Genomic DNA, 22265 nt, shown 5'->3' on the forward strand with positions numbered 1-22265 from the left:
GCATAGAGCGGCGAATCCCGCTCGGGAGGGGACTCCCGACGATCCGTCGACGGCGCGTTCAGGCCCGGGTGAGTCGGGCCGCCTCGGCGAGTACGGTCAGCACGGCGGCGATGCCCTCGCGCACCTCGGGGTCGGCGATCAGGCCGTCGGGGTCGATCCCGTCGCGGGCCACGCCCAGGCGTACGCAGGCCCCGTCGACCACGTCGGCCCCGGTGTACCCGAGCACCGTGCGCAGCGACTCGTGCGCCTTGGCCGCGCCGCCGGGGTTGGTCGAGGCGTTGATCCAGCCGACCGGCTTGTCGCTGGTCTCGACGCCGCCGACGGTCCAGTCGAGCAGGTTCTTGAACGAGCCGGGCAGCGCGCCGGCGTACTCGGGCGTGGAGAACAACACCGCGTCGGCGCCCTCGATCGCGGCGCGCAGCGCGAGGACGGCCGGCGGCAACGGCTCGTGGTCGTCGTCGGGGTTGAAGTGCGGCAGCTCGGCGAGGCCGGGAAAGACGACGGCGTCGACCCCTTCCGGCGCGACCACGGAAGCGGTCCGCACCACCGCGGAGTTGGTGGACTCCGCACGAAGCGACCCACTGATCACGAGCACCCGACGATTCGCTGTCATGGCCGGTCAAGGTAGCACCGCGCGGACTTTGCTCGCCCGACGCCGCAGGTCGGCGGCATCGGTGCCGTGGCCGCGGTGCGCCGGTATTAACCTCACCCCATGAACACGCCGGTCGAGAACGTCGCCGAGGCGCTGCGCGCGCTCGGTGCCACGGGTGGGATCCGCGCCTTCGCCGAGACGGTGCCGACCGCGGCGGCGGCCGCGGAGGTACTGGGCTGCGAGGTGGGCGCGATCGCCAACAGCCTGATCTTTTCCGCCGACGGGCGACCGCTCCTGGTGGTCACCAGCGGGGCGCACCGGGTCGACACCCGCGTGGTGGCCCGGCTGCTGGGCGTGCGCAAGGTGCGGCGCGCCGACCCGGAGTTCGTCCTCGCCGCGACCGGCCAGGAGGTCGGCGGGGTGGCCCCGGTGGGTCATCCGCAGCCGATCCGCACGCTGATCGACACGTGGTTGGACAAGCACGAGGTGGTCTGGGCCGGTGCGGGCGACCACAACCACATGTATCCGACGACGTACGCGGAGTTGCTGCGGATGACGGGTGGGCAGGCGGCGGACGTCGAGGCGTGATCAGCGCGGCCGGCGCACGATCGTCTCCCAGTGGGCCCAGCGGCCTGCCGGCGGGTCCAGTCGCGGGCTGTATTCGGCGCGCAGGGGCAGGACCGGCTCGAAGTCGGCCAACAGCGCCTCCAGTTCGGCCCGGCCGTAGTAGTGCACGACGAGTCCCGCCTTGAAGCCCTCCAGGTAGCGGAAGGTCCGCCCCCCGTCGGGGTGTTCGTCCAAGTCCTCGTGCGCGTCGACCGCCTCGGTCTCGGCGGAGGCGGTGCGCAGCGCGAACAGCCCGCCGGGGGCCACCCGTTCCAGCGAACCGCGCACCATGTCCCGGGCGGCGGCGCGGGTGCCGTGCTGGTGCACCTGAATGCCGACCACGAGGTCGTATCGCCGCCCCGGCGGCAGATCATCCTGGGTGCCGTGCACCAACGGCACCCCCGGCTCCCGCAGCGCCAGTTGCTCCAGCGCGATCCGGGACGGATCGACCCCGACCAGATCCAGCCCACCGCGCCGCAGCGGAATCAGGTTCCGCCCGTTGCCGCACCCGATCTCCACCCCCGAGACCCCCGGCGCCGCCACCTCCAGGATCCGCGCCGTGAACACGTCGGGCTCGGCGTCGGCGTACATCCCATCCGCGTAGGCGTCGTCCCAAAACTCCACGGCGATCCGGTGCGCGTCCATGTGGTCAGGCCAACTCCCCTACGAATCTGCCCAGTTGGGTCAGATTGCGACACTCGATCAGGGGGATGTGGCGGGCGTATACGCCGGCGATCGAGTCTCCGGTGTCCCAGTCGCGCTCGGGCTCCGGGTTGAGCCACCAGGCGTGCCGCGCCGGGGCGACCATCGCCTCCAGGGCGGACAGGGCCGGGTCCTGGTAGTTGTTGCGGGCGTCGCCCAGGATCAGGAGGGAGGTCTTGGGGCCGATCACGTCGCCGTAGTGCTCGACGAAGACCTTGAAGGCGTGTCCGTAGTCGCTGTGTCCGCTCAGCCGCACCAGGTTCGCCTCGGCGGTCAGCCGGCGCATCGCCTCGCCCACGTCGCCGCCCGGCCGTTCGAAGAAGCGGGTCACCTCGTCCAGCGTGTCGATGAACGCGAACACCCGCACTCGGGCGAACTGCTCACGCAGTGCGTAGGCGAGCAGCAGGGTGAAGTGGGCGAACGAGGCGACCGATTCGCTGGCGTCGCACAGCACCACCAACTCGGGCTTGTGCGGTCGGCGCGGCCGGTGTCGGGTGGTCAGCGGCACGCCGCCGGTGGACAAGGACGCGCGCACCGTCCGGCGGAAGTCCAATCGGCCGCTGCGGCCCGCACGTTGTCGGACGGTCAGTCGGGTGGCCAGGCGCTGCGCGAGGGGTTGCACCTCGCGGCGCAGCGCCACCAGGTCGGCCCGGCTCGCGCGCAGGATGTCCAGGTTCTCCACGGCCGGCCGCACCGCCGTCTCGGCAACCCGTTCGATGCCGCGTTCCTCGGCGAGGCGACGGCGTACGTCAGCCAGGATGTGCGCGTTCAGCCGGTCCACCCGGGCCTGGATCATCCGCCGGGCGTTGCGTTCGGCGACCCCGCCGGGGAGTTGCCCGCCCAGTACCGCGCGCAGCAGGCCGGCCATCAGCGTCTTGGGGTCGAGCGCCCGGCCGACCAGCTGTGCGGACCACGAGGATCCCGACGCGCCCTCGAAGCCGGCGAACCGGCCGACCGCCTCGCGGGCCAGCGCGCGCAGCGCGATCTCGTCGTCGGTGAGCAGGAGTTCGCGCAGCCGGTCGCGGAATGCCTCGGCATCGGCGGCGTCGGTGTCCGGGGCGGGGGTATCCGGGGTGGGGGCGCTGTCGGCCGGCGCCGCCGCCGGTGGTTGCGGCATCTGCTCCGGGCTCTTCGGGCTCTCCCCGAGCGGGAACCACAGCTCGAAGAGGGTGTCGAAGACCGGCCGATGGGTGTGGCGTTTGACCAGCGACGCGGCGTAGGCGGCGCGCAGCGTCTCGCGGTCGGCGAGGTCGAGCACGGTCAACGCGCGTGCGGCGTCGAGCCCTTCGGCGAGCGACACCGGCAACCCGCCGTGCCGCAGCGCCCGGACGAACCCGGTGTGTCGATCCAGCAGCGACATCGGCGGTCAGCCGCCGAGGCCGGGCAGGCCGAGTTCCTTCGCGGCCCGCGTGTGGTCGGCGACGTGCTTGAGCACGACGCCGAGGGTGCGCGCGATGGTCTCCTCGTCCAGGTCGTCGGCTTCGAGGGCGAGCAGCGTGTGGGCCCAGTCCAGGCTCTCCGCGATGGACGGCGCCTTCTTGAGTTCGAGGGCACGCAGCGAGGCGACGGTGCGGACCACCTGTTCGGCCAGGTGTGCGCGGATCCCGGGCACCCGGGTGAGCACGATGTCGCGCTCGCGCTCCGGCGTCGGGTAGTCGATGTAGAGGTAGAGGCAGCGGCGCTTGAGCGCCTCGCTCAGCTCGCGGGTGGCGTTGGAGGTGAGCACCACGAACGGGCGCTGCGAGGCGGTGATGGTGCCCAGTTCGGGGATGGTGACCTGGAAGTCGGACAGCACCTCCAGGAGCAGCCCCTCGACCTCGACGTCGGCCTTGTCGGTCTCGTCGATCAGCAGCACGGTGGGCTCGTCCCGGCGGATCGCGGTGAGCAGCGGGCGGGCGAGCAGGAACTCCTCGGCGAAGATGCCGGCGCGCGCCTCGTCCCAGCCGTCCACTCCGGCCTGGATGCGCAGGAGTTGTTTGCGGTAGTCCCACTCGTACAGCGCCCGGGACTCGTCCAGGCCCTCGTAGCACTGGAGTCGGATCAGCGCCGAGGAGGTGGCCGCCGCGACCGCCTTGGCCAACTCGGTCTTGCCCACCCCCGCCGGTCCCTCGATCAGCAGCGGTTTGCCCAGCGCGTCGGCCAGGAAAACGGCGGTGGCGATGCCGGGGTCGGTCAGGTAGTCGACCGCGCCGAGCCGGGTACGGGCGTCCTCGGGCGAGGCGAACATCGTCATCGTGGTGCACTCCTCGCGGGCGATCGCGGCCGGCCGGTGTGCCGGGTCCGGCGCCGGCCGCCCCCTCAAGTTACAAGAGGGGCCGGTCGGCGGGATACGAGCGGGGCCGGGTGGGCTCCGCCACGCCCTCCGACGTGACTGACGTGGCGTCACATGACCGATTCTTGACGCCGATCACACCGTGCGTAGGGAGTTCCCCGGTCCCATTCCGACCTCGGGTTCCTAGCATCGAAGCATGGACATCGCGGTGGGTTTCGTCATCGGGATCGTGGTCGCCATGCTGATCGTGGTGGCCAAGGGCGCACGAGTGGTACAGCAGTACGAACGCGGGGTGGTGTTCCGGCTCGGCCGGGTCAGGCAGCGGGTCCGCCAGCCCGGATTCCACGTGATCGTGCCGTTCTTCGACCGGATGCGGAAGGTCAACATCCAGATCATCACGATGCCCATCCCGGCGCAGGAGGGCATCACCCGGGACAACGTGACGGTGCGGGTGGACGCGGTCGTCTACTTCCGGGTGCACGACCCCGCGCGGGCCATCGTCGAGGTGCAGAACCACGTGTTCGCGATCGAGCAGGTGGCGCAGACCTCGCTGCGCTCGATCATCGGCAAGAGCGACCTGGACGACCTGCTCTCCAACCGCGAGGAACTGCACCGGGGCCTCGCCCTGATGATCGACAGCCCGGCGGTGGGCTGGGGTGTGGAGATCGACCGGGTCGAGCTCAAGGATGTACAGCTGCCCGAGTCGATGAAGCGCTCGATGTCGCGCCAGGCCGAGGCGGAGCGCGAGCGGCGCTCGCGGATCATCACCGCCGACGGCGAGTTCCAGGCGTCCAAGAAACTCGCGGCGGCGGCCGACGAGATGTCCCAGTCGCCGGCCGCGCTGCAACTGCGGCTGCTGCAGACGGTGGTCGAGGTGGCCGCGGAGAAGAACTCGACGCTGGTGATGCCCTTCCCGGTGGAGATGTTGCGCTTCTTCGAGAACTTCCCGAACGGCGGGGGCGGGCCGGAGCCGCGCGATCCGGCGGTGGCGCGGGCCGCGGTGAAGGCGGTCGCGCAGGCCGCGGCGCGGGTCGCGGACGGGGGCGAGGAGCGGGAGAGCAGGGGCGGAGAAGGGTCCGCGGACGAGCACGCCGCGGCGGTCGCGGCCTCGGCCTCGGCGCCGGCGCCGGCGCCGGCGGACGAGGATCGACCGGTGACGGCGGTGGTGCCGGCCGTACCGCCGATGCCGCCCGCGCCCCGGGTTCCGCCGGTGCCCGCTGCGCCGCCGATCGTGCCGCCCGCCGCGCCGCCGGTAAAGCCCCGGCAAGATGAGGGGTTTCCACCCTCCGACCACGGCTGACCCGCTGCTAACTTCCCCACCGTGGCGACCTTTGTGATGCAGGGCACGCGAGTTCTCGCGGTGGGCTTGGGCGGAGAGGCGGTCAAGGCCCGGAACGGGACGATGATCGCCTATGACGGACGAATGACCTTCAAACGATTGTCCGGTGGGGGTGAGGGGCTGCGCGGGATGGTGACCCGGCGGCTCACCGGCGAGGGCATGACCCTCATGGAGGTGAGCGGCGAGGGCACGTGCTGGTTCGCGGACCGGGCCACCGAGATCAATCTCGTGCACCTGAGCGGCGAGACGTTGCACGTGGAGTCGAGCAACCTGCTCGCGGTCGAGCAGAGCCTGCGTACCGGTACCGAGTTCACCGGGCTGCACGGCGCGACCAGCGGGCAGGGCCTGTTCACCACGACCGTCTCGGGTCAGGGCACGGTCGCGGTGACCTCCGACGGGCCGGCGATCGTACTGCGGGTGTCGCAGGGCGAACCGCTGTCCGTCGACCCGGGGGCGTACGTCGCGCACACCGGGCAGCTCCGCAAGGAGTTCGTCAAGGACGTGAACTGGCGCACGTTGATCGGCGAGGGATCCGGCGAGAGCGTGCAGTTGCGCTTCGAGGGTGACGGGTTGGTGTACGTACAGCCCACCGAGCGGCAGACCATCGGGGGGCAGACGTGACGTTCGACCAGCTCAACTCCAAGATGATCGAGGCCACCGTGCGGCCCGGGCAGACGCTGTACTGCCTGCGCGGCGCGATGTTGGCCTACCGGGGCGAGGTCTCCTTCACCCCGACCAGCACCGGGGCGCAGGGCGTCGGCGGGATGATCGGTCGGCGTCTGGCCGGCGAATCGGTGCCGTTGATGAAGGCCGAGGGTGACGGCCGGGTGATGTTCGGCTACGCGGGCCGGCACGTGCACCTGATCGAGATCACCGGCGACACCCTGCACATCGAGGCCGACCGGCTGATGGTGTTCGAGGACAGCCTCCAGCAGGGCACGATGTTCATGGGCTCGCAGGGCGGCGTCCGCGGGATGATCCGCGGCCAGGTGACCGGCCAGGGCCTGTTCACCACCACGCTGACCGGGCGCGGCTGGTGCGCGGTGCTCGCGCACGGCGGGGTGATCGAACTGCCGGTCCAGCCGGGCCGGTCGATCCACGTCGACCCGCAGGCGTACATCGCGCACCGGGGGCAACTCGACAACCGGATCGGCGCCAACGTCGGCTGGCGCGACGTGATCGGGCGCGGTTCGGGCGAGGCGTTCCAGTTGGAACTGTCCGGCACCGGCACGGTCTACGTCCAGGCGAGCGAGGAGAAGCTGTGAGCGGCCCGGGTTCCGGCACGACCGTGTACGACGCACGCTCGCTGCCGCAGGACGACAACGTCAATCCCTACTCCTTCTGCGTGGCGCTCGACGGCGAGTGGTTCGTGCAGAAGGGCAAGATGATCGCCTACTACGGGCGGATCAAGTTCGAGGCGCTGGGCGTGGGAGCGCTGGACCGGCTGGTCACCGCCAACTTCAACTCGCCGCTGTACATCCAGGATTGGATCGTCGCCCAGGGCAAGGGCCAACTGCTGCTCGCCGACCGCGGGTTCGACGTCAACTCGTACGACCTGGAGGTGGGCAACCTGACCATCCGGGCGGCCAACCTGCTCGCGTTCCAGCCGGGTCTGGACCTCAAGCAGTCGATCGTGCCCGGGTTCGTCACGCTGATCGGGACCGGCAAGTTCGTCGCCGCGTCCAACGGCGCGGTGCACTTCGTCGAACCGCCGATCCGGGTGGACCCGGAGGCGCTGCTGGGTTGGGCCGACTGTCCGACGCCGTGCCACCACTTCGACACCAAGTACATGCGCGGCGCGCTCGGCATGGCCCGGCGGCTGACCGGGATCGGCGGCGCGTCGGGCGAGGAGCACCAGTACGACTTCGTCGGGACCGGGACGGTGCTGATGCAGTCCTCGGAGATCTCCATCGACCCGAATCTGATCCCGGCGCAGACCGCGCAGCAGAACCAGCCGCCGGGGGCACAGAACATCCCGGGGCTGCCGAATCTGCCGGGGCGGTTGGGTCGGTTGTTGCAGTAGCGGGAACCGACGGCGGGCTCGGGCCGTTGACCTGGCGAGGCCCTTCACTGGGGACGGTGGAGGGCCTCGCCAATGCCCCGGCCTACAGCTGGTCGGCCAAGTCGCTGTCGGCCGCGACCTCGCGCAGGAGTTCCACCAGGACGTCGACGCCCTCGTGGTCGGTGTCGGCGCGCCAGAAGGCGGTCACCGCGACGTCCGGCGCCCCCGTCAGCGGGACTTGGACCACCCCGCGCACCGGCCGCTGTCGGGCCCAGCCGCGCGGCGACAGGCCGACCCCCTGGCGGTCCACGACGCGCGCGATCACGTCGTCCACGCTGCCGTACGCCTCGACGATGTCGGTCGCGCCCGAGCGCCGCAGCGCCTCGGTGACGCGCGTGTACAGCCGGGGATGCGGTTGGCGCGGCCACACCACGATCGGCTCGCCGCAGCCGACCAGCTCGGTCAGGTCCACCGAGCGCCGTTCGGCGAAGGGGTGCTCCTGCGGGAACAGCGCGACGAAGGCGAACGTGCCGACCCGGGCCGACTCGAAGCCGGAGCCCAGGTCCGGCAGCCAGCCCAGGCCCGCGTCGAGTACACCCTCGCGCACGTCGGCCACCTGGCGCGCGGTCGGCTCGCTGGTCCACTGCACGCGCAGCGCCGGGTGGCGGATGTGCAGCGCGGAGATCGCGGCCGACACGAGCGAGGGGCCCAGGCCGGAGGTATACCCCACACGCACCTGCCCGGCGTCCCAGGTGGCCCGCCGTCGTACCTCCGCGCACGCGTCGTCGAGCACCCGCAACGACTCGTCGAGCCGACTGCGGAACACCTCGCCGAGCGGGGTGAGCGCCACCGGCAGCGACGAGCGGTCCACGAGCCGGGTGCCGAGCTGCTGCTCCAGCCGGCGGACGGCCTTGCTCACCATCGGTTGGGACAGATACAGCCGGGCGGCGGCCCGGCCGAAGTGCCGCTCCTCGGCGACCGCCAGGAAACATCTCAGGTCGCGCAGTTCCATGGAAACCCACCTATGCCGTGTCGGCATAACGTTAGCAACAACAGGGGCTTGGCTGACGCCCCGTCAGCAGGTTTCCTTGGGAGCACCGCAATCGCACCGCGGCCACACCGCAGCCACAATGCAGCCGCGCCGCAATCGCACCGAAGCCGCACCGAAGTCGCACTAAGGAGCAGGTCATGACGCTCGAGATCCCGCGCATCATCTCCGTGGACGACCACGTGGTGGAGCCGCCGGACCTGTGGACCTCGCGGCTGCCCGCCAAGTACAAGGATCGCGGTCCGCGCGTGGTGCGCGACAAGGCGAAGTTCAACTTCATCGGCGGCGTCTTCTCGTACGAGCGCGGTGTCGAGGACGGCGAGTGGTGCGACTGGTGGCTGTACGACGACCTGGTCTACCCGTTCCCCAAGCTCTCCGCCGCGGTCGGCTTCGACACCCTCGACGTGACGCCGGTCACCTTCGACGACATCCGGCCGGGCGCGTGGATCCAGTCCGAGCGCCTCAAGGACATGGACGCCAACCACGTCGACGCCTCGCTGTGCTTCCCGAACATCCTGCCGCGCTTTTGCGGCCAGGCGTTCTACGAGCGTGAGGACAAGGAACTCGCGCTGCTGTGCGTGCAGGCGTACAACGACTGGATGATCGACGAGTGGTGCGCGGGCGACGGCAAGGGCCGCCTGCTGCCGATGACGATCATCCCGCTGTGGGACGCGAACCTGGCCGCCGCCGAGGTGCGCCGCTGCGCCGCCAAGGGCTCCTTCGCGGTCGCCTTCTCGGAGAACCCGGTCCCGCTCGGCCTGCCGTCGGTGCACTCGAAGGACCGGTTCTGGGACCCGTTCTTCAGGGCCTGCGAGGAGACGGACACGATCGTGTGCATGCACATCGGCTCGTCCTCGAAGATGCCCTCGACCTCCCCCGACGCGCCGTTCATCGTCTCCTCGGTGCTCACGTTCCAAAACGCCATGGGCTCGATGGTCGACTACATCTTCTCCGGCGTCTTCGACCGCTTCCCCAAGCTGAGGATCGCCTACGCCGAGGGCCAGGTCGGCTGGATGCCCTACGTCATGGAGCGCGCGGACAAGCTGTGGGAGGAGCGCGACGACAACGCGTTCGGCTCCTCGCTCACCCAAAAGCCCAGCTCGTACATCAAGGACCGGATCTACGGCTGCATCTTCGACGACGAGATCGGCCTGCGTAACCGCGACGTGATCGGCATCGACCAGATCTGCTTCGAGGTCGACTACCCGCACGCCGACTCGACCTTCCCCAACACCCACAAGGTCGCCCTCGACATCGCCACCAAGGCGGGCCTCACCCAGGCCGAATGCGACAAACTCTTCCGCACCAACGCCATCAAGGCCTTCGGCCTCACCCGCTTCGGCATCACCAAGTAAACCCACCCCCGCCGGCCGCCCCCACATCCCCGGGCGCGGCCGGCGGCAGGGCCTCGGTCACTCAGGTATCGGTGTCCTTCGGATGCCGGGTACTCGCATATACGAGATGCACGATCCGTCGAGGCTCGTCGACGAGGTAGCGCACCCGCCCGCCCGCGGTCACCTCGTACTCCCATTGCGGAAACTCGTCGCCACCCAGAGCCCGGACACCGAGTCGCCCGTGCAGGCGATGTTGCCGATCCGGGTCGGCGGTGGACTGTGGTGCGGCGCGCAGGGCTTCGAAGCAGCGGCGGGTGTTTCCCGGCGCTTCCGCACACAGGTCGCTCCAGCCCTTGGCGGCTTCGCTGGTGGCGAACCGCAGTCGCCATTCGGTGCCGACGGGGGGCGGGGGGACGTCGTCCCCGCGCTTCGGGCTCATGGGGCGATGACCTCGCCGTGGTTCTCGCCCGGCAGGGGCCGCGTGAGGGCTTCGGCCAGGGTCGGGTCGGCGAGGATCCGGGCGGTGGCCCGCCACTCGACGATCACGCGGTGAAGGTTGGCGTGTATGTCCAACTCCACGACATCGCGGGTCGCGTCCACGAGGTCGACCGCGAACTCTCGCACCTCCCGGGCCGAGAGGTGCCGCGTCCACGGGAACACCGAGGGCAGCGCCAGAAAAATGGCTCGCGCGCCTTCATCGCTGCCCATCAGGGCAGCGAACAGTCGCGCGGTGACGTCGGCGGTCTCCTCGCGCTCACGGTCATGCCGCTCGGTGGTGAGATACAGGTCCTCACCATCCCGGCGCGTGACGTGGAGGCGCCGAACCTGTTCGACGGTGTCGGCAACACGCTTGGAGTTTTTTGACAAGTCGGAGAACGACACAGTCGGTGTGGACATATCCGACACAATACTTCGGAACATATTCCGAAGTCAACGGGCCCCCGGAGCGGGCCGGCTCGGGCGCTTCCCGGGTGATCGAGCCGATCGTCGGGACGGGTGTGCGGGGGCTGCTGATTGCGGCGGGCGGGTGGTTGAGCCGACGGGGCGGCTGCGGACGTAGGAATGGCCCGCGAACTCCGGGGAGTTCGTGGGCCATTCGGATCGGATGGGGACTACGCGCGGTTACGTCCGCGCGCGCGGTAGAGGAACATCAGGACCAGTCCGAAGCCGATGGCGCACGCGCTGCCGGCGAGGAGGAAGGCCACGTTGCCCGGCATACCGCTGTGGGCGAGTTGGTCGGATCCGTTGGATCCACCGATCCCACCGCCGTGACCTCCGCCGTTGCCGCCGTTACCGCCGTCGCCGTGGCCGCCGTGCCCACCGCCGTGCGGTTTGGTGTGCGCACCGGACGGCACGGCCGAGTGGCTCGCGGACGGCGAGGCCGAGGAGGAACGGGACGGCGAGGCCGACGGGGACACCGAAGGCGACGCGGACGGCGAGGCCGAGTGGCTCCTTGACGGCGACGCGGACGGCGAGGCCGAGTGGCTCCTCGATGGCGACACCGAGGGCGACGCCGACGGGGAAGTCGACGGGGACGCCGAGGGCGAGACCGACGGGGAAGCCGAAGGCGACATCGACGGCGACGCGGACGGCGAGACCGAGGGCGACGCCGACGGGGACATGGACGGCGAGACCGAGGGCGACGCGGACGGCGACATGGACGGCGAAACCGAAGGCGACGCGGACGGGGACGTCGAAGGCGAGGCCGAAGGGGACGTCGAGGGCGACGTCGAGGGCGAAGCCGACGGCGACGTGGACGGCGAGGTCGACGGCGACGGCGACGTACCGCCGCAGTCCGGCAGGTCACCGTTGAACGGGTACCGGTGGAACTCCGACCCGGACGACGACTGGTGGATCAGCGACCCGGCCGTGAAGAACCGGCCGTTCATCCCCGGCACGGACACCGTCGTGGTGCTCGCCGGGTTGCCGATCAGCATGCTCCCCTGAAACTGGGCGCTGCCCCTGATGGTCACCGTCGTGGCTTCCGGGAAGTTCCACAGCAGCCGCTCGCGCAGCCCGGTCGGGATCGCGGTGTTGCCGATGAAGCTGGCGATCGTCCGGTCCGTCCCGGTCAGGTTGACCAGGACCGTGGCGCCGTTCGGGATGCCGAGGAAGCTCAGGCCCTGGTCCCCGCCGTTCACGCTCACCATGTCGAAGTCGACGTTGAACACCTGGAGCGCGGACGTGCCGTCCCCGGTGAACAACGTCTCGAAACCGACGTTGACCGCCGTACCGGTGGCCTGCCGGAGCCGGCCGTCCGGGAACGCGTAACAACTCGACGAGTCGGTCAGCTGCGGGCGCAGCGCCGTGTACGGCGCCGCGGCGGATCCGTCCTTGACCGGATCCGGCGTCACCGTGCCGCTGAGCGTGCCGGCGTAGCGGACGACGCCGCTGACCGCACCCTCCTCGGCGATCAGGGTCTGCCCCTCCGCCACGGTCAGGTTGCCGCCGACGGTGAGGAAGTCGGTGCCGTTGTCGGGGGGCACACGGGAGCCGACCCCGACGATGCCCACGTTGTAGATGCTGGAGCCGGAGGTCTTGTTCATGTCGAAGTTGCCGAGGGTGACCAGCTTGCCCTCGGCTTCGGCGGCGGACCCGCTCACGGTCCAGTTGCCGCCGACGAACATGTTGATGCCGTTGTCCCGGCCCTGGATCGGACCGTTGTTGGGCTCCAGGTCCACAGCCGGACAGCTGCCCGGGATGCAGGGGCCGAGACCGCCGGGCAGCGGCTTGGCGAAGCCCATCACGGCGAATACGCAGACGAGGATCACGCCGCCGAGGGTGACGACTCCGGATAGCGCGAGGCCCGTCGCGCGGATCCGGGCGTTCGGTTTCCTGTGCATTTCTGAAACATTGGGATATAAAACGACAAATGCGGACAAGGCGCGCGGAAGGTTCCCCCGAATGCCTCTCCCGGGGATTCGCACCCGCGACCGTCAACCGAGATGCGTACGGCCCGCATACGTCGCAGGTATGGGATACGAAGGGCACCGCCGAATCGGAAACCGCCCGCGCGACGTGATCGTTGCCGGGGCGAGGCGGGGCGGGAAGCCGTGCCGGTACGGTCGGGCCCGGGCGGGCACGCGTGAACCGGCGAGGTATTCACGGCCATGCGCCGTCGGTCGTCCTCGGACGAGGCACGAATCCTGGTGAGAGTGAGAGGGAGTCTTCTGTGATCGTCGGACTGGGCACCGCTGTCGCGGCCTCCGCCTGTTACGGAGTGGGGTCGGTACTGCAAGCGGTCGGGTCGCGGCGATCCGCGCGCGAGGAGGCGGCCAAGCAGGCCGCGCGGGGCGGCGGTACCGCACAGGTGACCGGGTACGGGGGCCCGAGCCTGTCCTCGACCGCCAAGGCCGCGGTCACGTGGGAGTTCATCGTCGGCACCCTGCTCGACTTCGTCGGCTTCGCGCTCGGCGCGCTGGCGGCGCGGCTGCTGCCGCTGTTCCTGTCCCAGACGATCATCAGCGCCAACCTGGTGATCACCGCCGTACTGGGCATCAAGCTGCTCGGCATCAAGCTGCATCGCGCCGACTGGACCTCGATCGGGGTGGTCTGCGGCGCGCTGGTCCTGCTCGGCATCGCGGCCGGGCCCGAGGGCGACGGGCACAGTCCGCGCGCCACGCACTGGTGGGTACTGATCGTCACGTTCGTGGTGATCGTCGGCGGGACCGTACTGGTCCGCTTCCTCGGCGCCAACGGCGCGATCGTCGCGGGCCTGCTGTCCGGTCTCGGCTTCGGCGGCCTGGGCATCGGGGTACGCATCCTGGACGGCGTCGACCCGTTCGACCTCGGCAAGCTGGCCGCCGACCCGGCCCTGTACGCGGTCCTGATCGGCGGCATCGGCGGCATGTACCTGCACACGATCGCGCTGCAGATCGGCTCGGTGAACGGCGCCACGGCGGCCCTGGTGGTCGGCGAGACGGTGGTCCCCGGCGCGGTCGGCGTGTTGTGGCTCGGCGACACCTCCCGCGCGGGCCTGGCCTGGCTGGCGGTCCTGGGCTTCATCCTCGCCGTGTCCGGCGCGGTGGCCGTCGCCTACTTCGGCAAGCACGACGCGCAGGAACCTTCCGCCACACCGGACAAGAGCCCCGAAAGCACCCCATCACGCACCTGACCACAGCCGCGGGGGCGCTGCGAGGCGCTCGCGCGGGTCAGCCGGGGGGCGCCCCGCTCCGCGAGTTCCGCGCCCACCGTGCGCAGGGTGTCGAGGAGGGGGGTCGGGCCCTGACCCCGGCGCACGGCGGCCATCAGGTGCCGGCGGGGGGCCGGGGCGGTGATGGGGCGAAGCACCACGCCCCGGGGGAGTTCGGGCTGGGCCAGGCGCGGAATGATCGTCACGCCCAGGCCGGCGGCCACCAGGGCGAGCTGCGCGCCGAAGTCGGTCGAGGTGTGGGCCAGGCGCGGTTGGAAGCCCGCCTGGTGGCAGGCGGTCAGGAGCACGTCGTGGCAGGCCGTCCCGGGCGCGGTGATGATCCAGTCGGCGTCCACGAGATCGGCGGCCAGGGCCACCTCGGCGCGCCCCGCCAGCGGGTGATCGGCCGGCAACGCGATCTCGAACGGCTCGTCGAGCAGCGGGTGCAGCTCGATCCGCGGGTGGTCCGGCGCGGGCAGGTCCGGATGCGTCATCACCACCGCGAGATCCAGCTCGCGCGCCGGCAGCAGCGGCAGCGCCAGCTCGGTCTCGTACTGGACGACCTCGAACCGCCATCCCGGGTGGGTCCGCTTGAGCCGGGCCAGCGCGGGCGCGATCAGGCCCGCGATACCGGACGGGAAGCCGGAGATCCGGGCCCGCCCGATGCGGCCGTCGCGCTGCGCCGCGAGGTCGGCGCGGGCCTGTTCCAGCCGGGTCGCGATGGCGTCGGCATGGCCGAGCAGCACATGCGCGGCCGGGGTGAGCCGGACGCCGCGCCCGTGCTTCTCCAGGAGTACGGCGTCGGCCTCCCTTGCGAGTACCGCCAGTTGTTGCGACACCGCGGACGGGGTCAGGTGCAGCGACTGGGCGGCGGCGACCACGGTGCCGTGCTGGTCGAGCGCGCGCAGGATGTTCAGCCGCTTGATCTCCATGTAGCAAAACTACCGATTGAGATCCGAAAAATGTAGCTGGACTCCATGGATGGCCCGAGCACACACTTCTCGGCATGACCCGTACCGATTCCCTGTGGGCCGTGCTCGTCACGGTGATCTGGGGGGTGAACTTCGTCGCGATCGACGCGAGCCTCGACGACTTCCCCCCGTTCCTGCTGGCCGCGCTGCGCTTCGCGCTCGTCGCGTTTCCCGCGGTGCTGTTCGTCAAGCGGCCGCGGACGAGTTGGAAGCTGATCATCGGGGTCGGACTCACGGTCAACATGGGGCAGTTCGCGTTCCTGTTCAGCGCGATGCACGCGGGCATGCCGGCCGGGTTGTCCTCGGTGGTGATCCAGTGCCAGGCGATGTTCACCGTGTTGTGCGCGGTGGTGATGTTGCGCGAGATCCCCGGGCGTACCCGGGTGCTCGCGCTGGGCGTGGCCGCGGTCGGGATGGGCGTGATCGCGTTCGGTCGTGGCCAGGGCGCGTCGTTGTGGCCGTTCCTGCTGGTGGTCGGTGCCGCCGCGTCGTGGGGCTTCGGCAACGTACTGACCCGCAAGGCCGGCATCCCCGGCGGGCTCGGCCTGGTCGTGTGGTCGGCGCTGGCCGCCCCGTTGCCGCTGCTCGCGCTGTCCCTGACCGTCGAGGGCCCGAGCCGGGACGTCGACGCGCTGACCTCGGCCTCCTGGACCGGTGTCGGCGGGCTGGCCTTCACCGTCGTGCTGTCGTCCTGGCTCGGCTACGGCCTGTGGTTCGCCCTCCTCGGCCGCCGCTCGGCCTCGGCGGTCGCCCCGTACGGCCTGCTCGTGCCGATCGTCGGCATCCTCGCCGCCTGGGCCGTCCTCGGCGAACGCCCGACCTGGATCGAGGCCGTAGGCGCCGCGATCGTCCTGACCGGCATAGCCCTGGCAAGCCTGCCCCGCAGGACCGGGACGCCGCCCCCGACACCCGCGGTCACCGTCCACCCCGCCGTGATCCCGGCCACCCGGCCCTGACCCGCCCGGCCTCGAAGCCGCCGATCCCGGTCGGCCGAGAGCCCCCCGCGCCCGCCCCGCGATCGGTAGCGTTGAGGCGTGAGTCTTGGCGGTTCGAGGCACCGGTTCGGTGGGTTGGACCGGGCCCTGCAGAAGGTGGTGGAGACCGGGAGCGGCGCGGTCGATGTCGTCGAAGCGGCGGCGGAACGGTTGTTGAAGGTGGTCCCGGCCGACGTCTGGTGCGCGGTATTGCTCGATCCGTCGACCCTGCTGGACACCGGCGGAGTGCACCGGGCCGGGTTCCCGGAGCACGTCATGCCCCGCCTGTTCGAGATCGAACACGTGGAGCAGGACGACGTGGACAACCTGCGCGCGCTCACCCGGCGGTCGACACCGGTGAGTTCGCTCCGGGTGTCCACCGGCGGCGCGCTCGAGACCAGCGGCTACTACCGGGACATCCTGCAACCGCTGGATCTGGCCGACGAGTTGCGCGTCCTGCTGCGCGAACGAGGACGCACCTGGGGCATGTTGGTGCTGTGTCGGGCCACCGACAGCGCCCCCTTCGACGCCCGCGACCTGGCCGCCGCACGAACCCTGGCGACGCCCGCCACCCGCGCGGTCCGCCGCGCCCTGGTCGTCGGCGGCGTCGACGAGGCGTCGATCACCGACGGGCCGGGCGTGCTCGTCCTCGACCACGCCCGGCGGATGATCGCGTGCAGTCCCAGCGCCGAGCGCATGATGGCCCGGATCGAGGACGCCGGTCCGATCGGTCGGCCCACGTCCTGCCCCTACGCGGTGCACGCGGTGGCCGCGGCGGCTCGCGCCGGACGGCCGGGCACCACCGCCCGCTCCCGGGTCCGCACCCGGGACGGGCGTTGGCTGGAATTGCACGCCTGGCACTCGCTCACCGAACCGCGGCCGGTGACCATGGTGTCGATCGGCCCGGCCGAACCCAGCCTGCTGGTACCGCTGGTGCTGGCCGCGTACGGTCTCAGCGAACAACAGCAGCGCATCGCCGGACTCGTCATGCACGGCCACTCCAGCGAAGAGGTGTTGGCCGCGTTGCACATCACCCGGAACACGCTGAACGACCACCTGGAGAAGATCTTCGACAAGGTCGGAGTGCGCAGCCGCCGCGAGTTGCCCGCCGCGCTCTTCTCTCGCCACTACCTGCCGCGCCCGAGCCCGGGCCCGCTCACCCTGGACGGCCGACTGACCGACCCGCACGTACCCCACACCCGTGGGGTATCACCCCTGCGCCCGTCGACCTAACGTCGTAATCGCAGGGCACGCCGAAGGGGGGACAACGACCGGCGTGCAACCGGCTCCGCCGGGACCGGGGGAATCCGATCCGGCCGACGAGGACGGCAACCGATGGCCGCGGCCGCCCTCTCGCCCGGATCGTTTCCCGGCGGACGCCCCCACGTTCGTCCGGGCCGCCCAACGCGTCCCGGACGAACACCACGGGGTCGGGATCACCGCACCGTCCCACCGAAAAGGCCGGACCGCGCCGCACCGACGGCGCACCGACGGCGCACCGGCGGTATACCCGAACCACATGCCCGTCTCGACGGAGGTGCATTCGATGGCTGGGACCGCGACCGACCCCGACGACGATCCCCTCGCCGCCATGCCCCGGCCCCCGGGCGCCCGTGGTGCCAACCAGCCCGGCGACCCCACCCTCGGCGAAACCTCGGAACGTCGCCGCCGGATACTCGCGCTCACCCGGTTGCGGGCGGCGGTCGAGGACGGTGCCTTCGACCTCGGCGTGCTCGCGGACAAGCGAAACCACCGTCGACCGGCCCCGCCGGTGTGGGGGGCTCGGGATCGTGCGCTCTGATGTGGAACGACCCCGCGACCGGGTTTCCGGTGCGGGGTCGTTGCGCGTGCGGTGGGGCGCCGGCGGCGGCTACTTGCGCTTGTTGATTTCCGCTTCGAGTTGCGGCATCACCTTGAACAGGTCGCCGACCACGCCGTAGTCGACCAGGTCGAAGATCGGGGCGTCCTCGTCCTTGTTGATCGCGACGATCGTCTTGGAGGTCTGCATGCCCGCGCGGTGCTGGATCGCGCCGGAGATGCCGACCGCGATGTAGAGCTGCGGCGAGACCTGGGTACCGGTCTGACCGACCTGGTGGCTGTGCGGGTACCAGCCGGCGTCGACCGCCGCGCGGGAGGCGCCCACGGCCGCGCCGAGCGCGTCCGCGACCGACTCGATCACGTGGAAGTTGTCCGCGCCGTTCACGCCGCGACCACCCGAGACGACGATGTCGGCCTCGGTCAGCTCGGGGCGGTCGGACTTCTCGCGCGGGGCGCGCGAGACGACCTTGGTACCGGTCGCCGCGGTGGTGAAGTCCACCGTCACGGCCTCCACCGTCGGGGTGGCCGGGGCCTCCTCGGGGGTGGCCGCGTTCGGCTTGACCGTGATGATCGGGGTGCCCTTGGTGACGTGCGCCTTGACCTGGTAGGTCGCGGCGAACACCGACTGCTCGGTGACCGGGCCGTCGGGGCCCGCCTCGACGTCGACGGCGTCGGTGATCAGGCCCGACTCCAGCCGCACCGCGACGCGCGCCGCGATCTCGCGGCCGTCGTTCGAGGACGCGACCAGGATCGCGCCCGGCTCACCGCCCCCGGCGATCTGCGCGAGCGCGTCGACGGCCGGCGCGACGAGGTAGTCGTCCACCTCGGGGGCGTCCACGACGTACACCTTCTGCGCGCCGTACCTGCCCAGCGTCTCGGTGGCGCCCTCGGCGCCCTTGCCCAGGAAGACCGCGGACGGCTCGCCGAGGCGGCGGGCCAGGGTCAGCAGCTCCAGGGTCGGCTTGCGGACCGCGCCGTCGGCGTGGTCGACGAGAACGAGGATCTCGGCCATGGTTGTTCTCTCCTACTCCGGTACAGCCCGGATCTCTCCGGCCGGGTTGCGATGCTCGGTCGCCCCGGGGGGCGGCCGGTCAAAGGTGTCGAAACAGTCCGGTTCTGCCGACCGACTCAGATGAACTTCTTGGCGGCGAGGAACGCGGCCAACTGCACGCCGCCCTCGCCCTCGTCCTCGACGACCTCGCCCTTGGCGCGCGGCGGGCGCTTGGTCGCGGTGTCCACGATCGACCAGGCGGCGGACAGGCCGACCTCGTCCGACTCGATGCCCAGGTCGTCCAGGTCCTTCGAGACGACGGTCTTCTTCTTGGCCGCCATGATGCCCTTGAACGAGGGGTAACGCGCCTCGCCGGTGCGGTCGGTGACCGACACGACGGCGGGCAGCGGGGCCTCGATCAGCTCGGTGGCGACGTCGCCCTCGCGGCGGCCCTTGACCACACCGCCGCCCTTGCCCGCACCCTCGACGGTGATCTCGTCCAGGTAGGTGACCTGCGGAACACCCAGGCGCTCGGCGAGCATGGCCGGCACGACGCCCATCGACGCGTCGGTGGAGGCCATGCCGCACACGACCAGGTCGAAGCCCGCGTCCTCGATGGCCTTGGCCAGGATCAGCGAGGTGCCCAGCGCGTCGGTGCCCGCGATGTCGTCGTCGTTGACGTGGATGGCGTTGTCGCCGCCCATCGCCAGCGCCTTGCGCAGCGCGTCCTTGGCATCGTCCGGACCGACCGTCAGGTACGTGATCTCGGCCTCGACGCCGGACTCCACGATCTTGAGAGCCTGCTCGATCGCGTATTCGTCCAGCTCCGACAGCAGGGAGTCGACCGACTCGCGATCGGTGGTGCCATCGTCGTTGAAGCCCCGGTCCCCGGTCGCGTCGGGTACGTACTTCACGCAGACAACGATTTTCACAACAGTTCTCCTGTGGTCGTCCGGTCACCCAGGTGCCGGTCCGAGGGTGTCATGCCCGCCGTCGGGGTCCACGACGGGCCCACGGTTCCGGCCCCAAGATCCATCGATCTCGCGCCACGATGCCACGCCCGCGCGCAGGCACACGCGTGACACAGGGCACATTCAGTTCTGACGGTCCGTCAACTTCTGGTTCCGAGAGTACGCGGTCTTGGAAAAGACTCCGACCATCGACCCGAAACCGCTATGTTACCGGAGAGTAATAGGAGCCTAGTACCGCCCGCTCGCGCTTGTCACCGGTGCGCGGACCGAACGAGAGCAAGGTCACCGGGGCACCCAGCTCGGCGGCGGCGAAATCCGGCCACTCGGCGGCCGACGGGGCCGGCTCCACCACCGGCCGCGCGGCCGACATCAAGGCGGTCAACCGCTCCGCGTGGGCCAGGTCCGGGACGGGGCTCGCCCATGGCTCGGGCCCCGCGTACGCGCGCACCACGCCCAGCCCCGGCACCCGCCCGGGCACGTCCGCGTGGGTGAGCGCGAGCCCGTCCACACCCCCGCACACCGCGAGCGCGTACCGGTGCGCGACCGCGTCGAAGTGGCCCACCCGGAACGTCCCCTGCCACCGCCCGGTCCCGTTGTGCGGATCCGGCAGCGCGGCCGTCAGCCCCGCGTCCTCGCTCGGCAACGGCCCGGGCCCGTGCCGGGTGGTGTAGGTGCGCAGCACGCCGAGCCGGTACACCCCCTCCCCCGCCTCGGCGGCCAACGCCTCCGCGCCCGCGAACGTCGTGGTCGACCACGTCGTGTACGGGTGGAACCCGTGCCACTCGTCGAGGAGTACGCCCTGCGCCCCCTCGAACACCACCGGCCCGGCCCGCAGCAGCTCGCCCGTATACCCCTCGTCCACCGCGCGCACCGCCCGCCCGAAGGCGGTGAACGCCGCCACGCACGCCTCGACGTCGGGTCCCAGTGGTGTCCCGAATTCGGCGCTCAACACCTCCCGCACCGCGCTCAGTCGCCGACGCAGAACTCGGGGCGCGCCGCAGTCCCCCACCCGCGGCGCCAGGTCCGGATGGGCGAGCGCGAAGGCCGCGGTCTCGCCCACCCCCATCCCGCACGACCCGTGCCGCCCCGCCCCGCGCGCCGACTCCCGGGCCCGATTGGCCGCCGCGTGGTACGGCGTGGTCAACAGCGCGTCCCGGTCCACCGTGAGCAGCCCGAGCGGATCCGCCACCCCCAGCGCGCGCAGGTGTTCGGCCTCGGCGGCCAGCGCGAGCGGGTCCACCAGCACGAACCGGGACAGGTGGGTGCGCGTGCCCGGGGTGAACGTGCCCGAGCCGAACTGGGCGAACGTGTGGTGCCGCCCGTCGTCGGTGACCACGTTGTGCGCGGCCTGCGCACCCCCGTTGAACCGGATCACCGCGTGGACCGGCCGCCCCTGCGCGCGTCCCCGCGCGCACAGCCGGTCCACCGTGGTGCCCTTGCCCGCGTCGCCGAACCCCAGGTCGACGACCGCGACATGACGAGGTGTCACAGGCGCGTGGTGCCCGCGCCGTCGCCCTCGCCCAGGCCCGGCAGCGAACCGGAGACGGCCACCGCGCCGCCGGAACGGGCGTACGAGGCCAGTGCCTTGGACACGTTGGCCACCTGCGCGTCGGCACCCACGTCGCGCAGGTGCTCCAGGCCCTCGTCCAGATCGATCGCGTCCTCCGCGAGGCCGATGGTCAGCGCGATCGTCTCGCAGACCCCGTCGGGGTCGTCGAGTTCGATCACGTGCTGCCCGAGCAGGCCCCTCCACTCGCCCAGGACCTCCTTGTCGCCCACGTAGGAGGACCCGGCCGGCAGGATGTAGTACACCTCGAACTTGCGCCGCAGTTCGGCCAGGATCCGCTCGATCGGGATGTCCTCGCCGATGTCGTCGCCGATGAACTCCAGCACCTCGGACCGGCGCACCTTGCGGTAGGGCATCTCGTCGCCGATCACGAACAGGTAGCCGCGCTTCCCCCGCTTCTCGTGGCAGTCGATCGAGGTGTGCCGAGCCATGAAGTACAGGGCCAGCTCGTAGGATTCGCGCTTTTGTCCGCCGCCGCCCCCTTCGAGCAGGATGTTGCCGAGCTGGTCGTCCATCCGGTTGTCCGACTCGAACTGGCCTACCTGCAACGGGACTCGGTCGCTGGTCGCGTCGCCGATCGCGCCGAACATGATCTGCGGGTCCTGCACATAGCCCTTGCGCAGCAGCAGCCCGAACAACTCGGGCAACTTGGTCTGCAGGGTCTGCGGGACGCGCAGCATCGAGCCCGTCACGTCGAACAACACCGAGACGGCCAGGGACATGGGGTGTTCGTCGCTGTCCCGGCTCTCCCGGACGCCCGCGAGCGCCGGATCCAGGTCGACGTGCGCCTTCCAGGCGCTGTGCGGCGTGCTGTTCTTGGTGACGTGGTCGTAGTGGAACGCGCTGCGACCGCTGGCCCGGTTGTAACTCTGGGCCGCGTCGTAGACGTTGGTGGACCAATTGCCACTACCCATGGTGCTCACTCCCCGATCGGGACGCTGGGATG

General features: G+C 70.9%; 23 protein-coding genes. 10 read left to right on the forward strand and 13 right to left on the reverse strand.

All coding sequences use genetic code 11. The features are described 5' to 3' along the window. Positions 1 to 58: 58 nt before the first annotated feature. Positions 59 to 613, reverse strand: a complete 555-nt coding sequence (locus ACFXKZ_RS10135) for an NADPH-dependent FMN reductase (protein ID WP_379998476.1) — start codon at positions 611 to 613, stop codon at positions 59 to 61. Positions 614 to 712: 99 nt separating this feature from the next. Between ACFXKZ_RS10135 and ACFXKZ_RS10140 the strand changes: the two genes are divergently transcribed. Continuing rightward, positions 713 to 1180, forward strand: a complete 468-nt coding sequence (locus ACFXKZ_RS10140) for a YbaK/EbsC family protein (RefSeq protein ID WP_379998478.1) — start codon at positions 713 to 715, stop codon at positions 1178 to 1180. Here ACFXKZ_RS10140 and ACFXKZ_RS10145 read toward each other — a convergent pair whose 3' ends face one another. Genes ACFXKZ_RS10145 through ACFXKZ_RS10155 form a run of 3 tightly spaced genes read right to left on the reverse strand, consistent with a single transcriptional unit; the run spans position 1181 to position 4133 of the window. After that, positions 1181 to 1843, reverse strand: a complete 663-nt coding sequence (locus ACFXKZ_RS10145) for a class I SAM-dependent methyltransferase (RefSeq protein ID WP_379998480.1) — start codon at positions 1841 to 1843, stop codon at positions 1181 to 1183. A gap of 4 nt (positions 1844 to 1847) precedes the next feature. Further along, positions 1848 to 3260 (reverse strand): VWA domain-containing protein, encoded by a 1413-nt coding sequence (locus ACFXKZ_RS10150; RefSeq protein WP_379998482.1) that lies wholly within the window; start codon positions 3258 to 3260, stop codon positions 1848 to 1850. Positions 3261 to 3266: 6 nt separating this feature from the next. Next, positions 3267 to 4133, reverse strand: coding sequence for a MoxR family ATPase (locus tag ACFXKZ_RS10155; RefSeq protein WP_078979604.1), 867 nt, complete (start codon positions 4131 to 4133; stop codon positions 3267 to 3269). 235 nt (positions 4134 to 4368) lie between these two features. On the opposite strand from ACFXKZ_RS10155, the gene ACFXKZ_RS10160 reads away from it, so the two are divergent. From ACFXKZ_RS10160 to ACFXKZ_RS10175, 4 genes are read left to right on the forward strand one after another with little or no spacing between them, the layout of a single operon-like run. Further along, positions 4369 to 5472, forward strand: a complete 1104-nt coding sequence (locus tag ACFXKZ_RS10160) for a slipin family protein (protein WP_379998484.1) — start codon at positions 4369 to 4371, stop codon at positions 5470 to 5472. 36 nt (positions 5473 to 5508) lie between these two features. Beyond that, positions 5509 to 6132 (forward strand): AIM24 family protein, encoded by a 624-nt coding sequence (locus ACFXKZ_RS10165; protein ID WP_379998696.1) that lies wholly within the window; start codon positions 5509 to 5511, stop codon positions 6130 to 6132. After that, positions 6129 to 6776 carry an AIM24 family protein gene (locus tag ACFXKZ_RS10170; protein ID WP_126635649.1) on the forward strand — a complete coding sequence of 216 codons (648 nt, stop codon included), beginning with the start codon at positions 6129 to 6131 and terminating at the stop codon, positions 6774 to 6776. Before ACFXKZ_RS10165 ends, ACFXKZ_RS10170 begins: the two co-directional genes overlap by 4 nt. Continuing rightward, positions 6773 to 7534, forward strand: coding sequence for an AIM24 family protein (locus ACFXKZ_RS10175; RefSeq protein WP_078978011.1), 762 nt, complete (start codon positions 6773 to 6775; stop codon positions 7532 to 7534). The genes ACFXKZ_RS10170 and ACFXKZ_RS10175 overlap by 4 nt, the downstream gene beginning before the upstream one ends. 82 nt (positions 7535 to 7616) lie before the next feature. Here the strand turns inward: ACFXKZ_RS10175 and ACFXKZ_RS10180 are convergent, their stop codons facing one another. Next, positions 7617 to 8525, reverse strand: coding sequence for a LysR family transcriptional regulator (locus ACFXKZ_RS10180; protein ID WP_379998487.1), 909 nt, complete (start codon positions 8523 to 8525; stop codon positions 7617 to 7619). Between the two features lie 176 nt (positions 8526 to 8701). Here ACFXKZ_RS10180 and ACFXKZ_RS10185 point away from each other — a divergent pair, with 176 nt between their 5' ends. Beyond that, on the forward strand, positions 8702 to 9916 hold the full coding sequence (locus ACFXKZ_RS10185) for an amidohydrolase family protein (protein WP_379998489.1): 1215 nt from the start codon (positions 8702 to 8704) through the stop codon (positions 9914 to 9916). 61 nt (positions 9917 to 9977) lie between these two features. On the opposite strand, the gene ACFXKZ_RS10190 is transcribed toward ACFXKZ_RS10185, so the two are convergent. From ACFXKZ_RS10190 to ACFXKZ_RS10200, 3 genes are all read right to left on the reverse strand, one after another. Beyond that, entirely contained in the window at positions 9978 to 10334 is a 357-nt protein-coding gene (locus tag ACFXKZ_RS10190; protein ID WP_379998491.1) for a hypothetical protein, read from the reverse strand. Continuing rightward, positions 10331 to 10777, reverse strand: coding sequence for a prevent-host-death family protein (locus tag ACFXKZ_RS10195; RefSeq protein WP_379998493.1), 447 nt, complete (start codon positions 10775 to 10777; stop codon positions 10331 to 10333). Before ACFXKZ_RS10195 ends, ACFXKZ_RS10190 begins: the two co-directional genes overlap by 4 nt. A gap of 230 nt (positions 10778 to 11007) precedes the next feature. Then, on the reverse strand, positions 11008 to 12777 hold the full coding sequence (locus ACFXKZ_RS10200; protein WP_379998494.1) for a choice-of-anchor A family protein: 1770 nt from the start codon (positions 12775 to 12777) through the stop codon (positions 11008 to 11010). Positions 12778 to 13067: 290 nt separating this feature from the next. Here ACFXKZ_RS10200 and ACFXKZ_RS10205 point away from each other — a divergent pair, with 290 nt between their 5' ends. Continuing rightward, positions 13068 to 14009 (forward strand): hypothetical protein, encoded by a 942-nt coding sequence (locus ACFXKZ_RS10205; RefSeq protein ID WP_379998496.1) that lies wholly within the window; start codon positions 13068 to 13070, stop codon positions 14007 to 14009. Here ACFXKZ_RS10205 and ACFXKZ_RS10210 read toward each other — a convergent pair. Beyond that, positions 13931 to 14959 (reverse strand): LysR family transcriptional regulator, encoded by a 1029-nt coding sequence (locus tag ACFXKZ_RS10210; protein WP_379998498.1) that lies wholly within the window; start codon positions 14957 to 14959, stop codon positions 13931 to 13933. The genes ACFXKZ_RS10205 and ACFXKZ_RS10210 overlap by 79 nt on opposite strands. Positions 14960 to 15033: 74 nt before the next feature. On the opposite strand from ACFXKZ_RS10210, the gene ACFXKZ_RS10215 reads away from it, so the two are divergent. From ACFXKZ_RS10215 to ACFXKZ_RS10225, 3 genes are all read left to right on the forward strand, one after another. Beyond that, positions 15034 to 15954, forward strand: coding sequence for an EamA family transporter (locus ACFXKZ_RS10215; RefSeq protein WP_379998500.1), 921 nt, complete (start codon positions 15034 to 15036; stop codon positions 15952 to 15954). Between the two features lie 78 nt (positions 15955 to 16032). Next, the gene (locus tag ACFXKZ_RS10220; RefSeq protein ID WP_379998502.1) at positions 16033 to 17205 is read left to right on the forward strand and encodes a helix-turn-helix transcriptional regulator; all 1173 of its coding nucleotides are present in this window, start codon (positions 16033 to 16035) and stop codon (positions 17203 to 17205) included. Between the two features lie 313 nt (positions 17206 to 17518). Then, on the forward strand, positions 17519 to 17773 hold the full coding sequence (locus ACFXKZ_RS10225; protein WP_379998504.1) for a type II toxin-antitoxin system VapB family antitoxin: 255 nt from the start codon (positions 17519 to 17521) through the stop codon (positions 17771 to 17773). A gap of 69 nt (positions 17774 to 17842) precedes the next feature. On the opposite strand, the gene ACFXKZ_RS10230 is transcribed toward ACFXKZ_RS10225, so the two are convergent. From ACFXKZ_RS10230 to ACFXKZ_RS10245, 4 genes are all read right to left on the reverse strand, one after another. Further along, positions 17843 to 18802 carry an electron transfer flavoprotein subunit alpha/FixB family protein gene (locus ACFXKZ_RS10230; protein ID WP_379998505.1) on the reverse strand — a complete coding sequence of 320 codons (960 nt, stop codon included), beginning with the start codon at positions 18800 to 18802 and terminating at the stop codon, positions 17843 to 17845. Positions 18803 to 18918: 116 nt separating this feature from the next. Beyond that, positions 18919 to 19713, reverse strand: coding sequence for an electron transfer flavoprotein subunit beta/FixA family protein (locus ACFXKZ_RS10235; RefSeq protein WP_379998507.1), 795 nt, complete (start codon positions 19711 to 19713; stop codon positions 18919 to 18921). A 241-nt stretch (positions 19714 to 19954) separates the two neighbouring features. Then, positions 19955 to 21241, reverse strand: coding sequence for an adenylosuccinate synthetase (locus tag ACFXKZ_RS10240; protein WP_379998509.1), 1287 nt, complete (start codon positions 21239 to 21241; stop codon positions 19955 to 19957). Further along, on the reverse strand, positions 21238 to 22233 hold the full coding sequence (locus ACFXKZ_RS10245) for a hypothetical protein (protein WP_379998511.1): 996 nt from the start codon (positions 22231 to 22233) through the stop codon (positions 21238 to 21240). The genes ACFXKZ_RS10240 and ACFXKZ_RS10245 overlap by 4 nt, the downstream gene beginning before the upstream one ends. Positions 22234 to 22265: the final 32 nt, after the last annotated feature.

The sequence above is a fragment of the Embleya sp. NPDC059237 genome (assembly GCF_042754105.1).
Classification (GTDB): domain Bacteria; phylum Actinomycetota; class Actinomycetes; order Streptomycetales; family Streptomycetaceae; genus Embleya.

Bases quoted from the DNA above. Each gene is read 5' to 3' on its own strand.
- ACFXKZ_RS10245 (WP_379998511.1), bottom strand. From the start codon at position 22,233: ATGGGTAGTGGCAATTGGTCCACCAACGTCTACGACGCGGCCCAGAGT.
- ACFXKZ_RS10160 (WP_379998484.1), top strand. From the start codon at position 4,369: ATGGACATCGCGGTGGGTTTCGTCATCGGGATCGTGGTCGCCATGCTG.
- ACFXKZ_RS10185 (WP_379998489.1), top strand. From the start codon at position 8,702: ATGACGCTCGAGATCCCGCGCATCATCTCCGTGGACGACCACGTGGTG.
- ACFXKZ_RS10140 (WP_379998478.1), top strand. From the start codon at position 713: ATGAACACGCCGGTCGAGAACGTCGCCGAGGCGCTGCGCGCGCTCGGT.
- ACFXKZ_RS10150 (WP_379998482.1), bottom strand. From the start codon at position 3,260: ATGTCGCTGCTGGATCGACACACCGGGTTCGTCCGGGCGCTGCGGCAC.
- ACFXKZ_RS10155 (WP_078979604.1), bottom strand. From the start codon at position 4,133: ATGACGATGTTCGCCTCGCCCGAGGACGCCCGTACCCGGCTCGGCGCG.
- ACFXKZ_RS10225 (WP_379998504.1), top strand. From the start codon at position 17,519: ATGGCTGGGACCGCGACCGACCCCGACGACGATCCCCTCGCCGCCATG.
- ACFXKZ_RS10210 (WP_379998498.1), bottom strand. From the start codon at position 14,959: ATGGAGATCAAGCGGCTGAACATCCTGCGCGCGCTCGACCAGCACGGC.
- ACFXKZ_RS10215 (WP_379998500.1), top strand. From the start codon at position 15,034: ATGACCCGTACCGATTCCCTGTGGGCCGTGCTCGTCACGGTGATCTGG.
- ACFXKZ_RS10145 (WP_379998480.1), bottom strand. From the start codon at position 1,843: ATGGACGCGCACCGGATCGCCGTGGAGTTTTGGGACGACGCCTACGCG.
- ACFXKZ_RS10230 (WP_379998505.1), bottom strand. From the start codon at position 18,802: ATGGCCGAGATCCTCGTTCTCGTCGACCACGCCGACGGCGCGGTCCGC.
- ACFXKZ_RS10135 (WP_379998476.1), bottom strand. From the start codon at position 613: ATGACAGCGAATCGTCGGGTGCTCGTGATCAGTGGGTCGCTTCGTGCG.
- ACFXKZ_RS10190 (WP_379998491.1), bottom strand. From the start codon at position 10,334: ATGAGCCCGAAGCGCGGGGACGACGTCCCCCCGCCCCCCGTCGGCACC.
- ACFXKZ_RS10165 (WP_379998696.1), top strand. From the start codon at position 5,509: ATGCAGGGCACGCGAGTTCTCGCGGTGGGCTTGGGCGGAGAGGCGGTC.
- ACFXKZ_RS10180 (WP_379998487.1), bottom strand. From the start codon at position 8,525: ATGGAACTGCGCGACCTGAGATGTTTCCTGGCGGTCGCCGAGGAGCGG.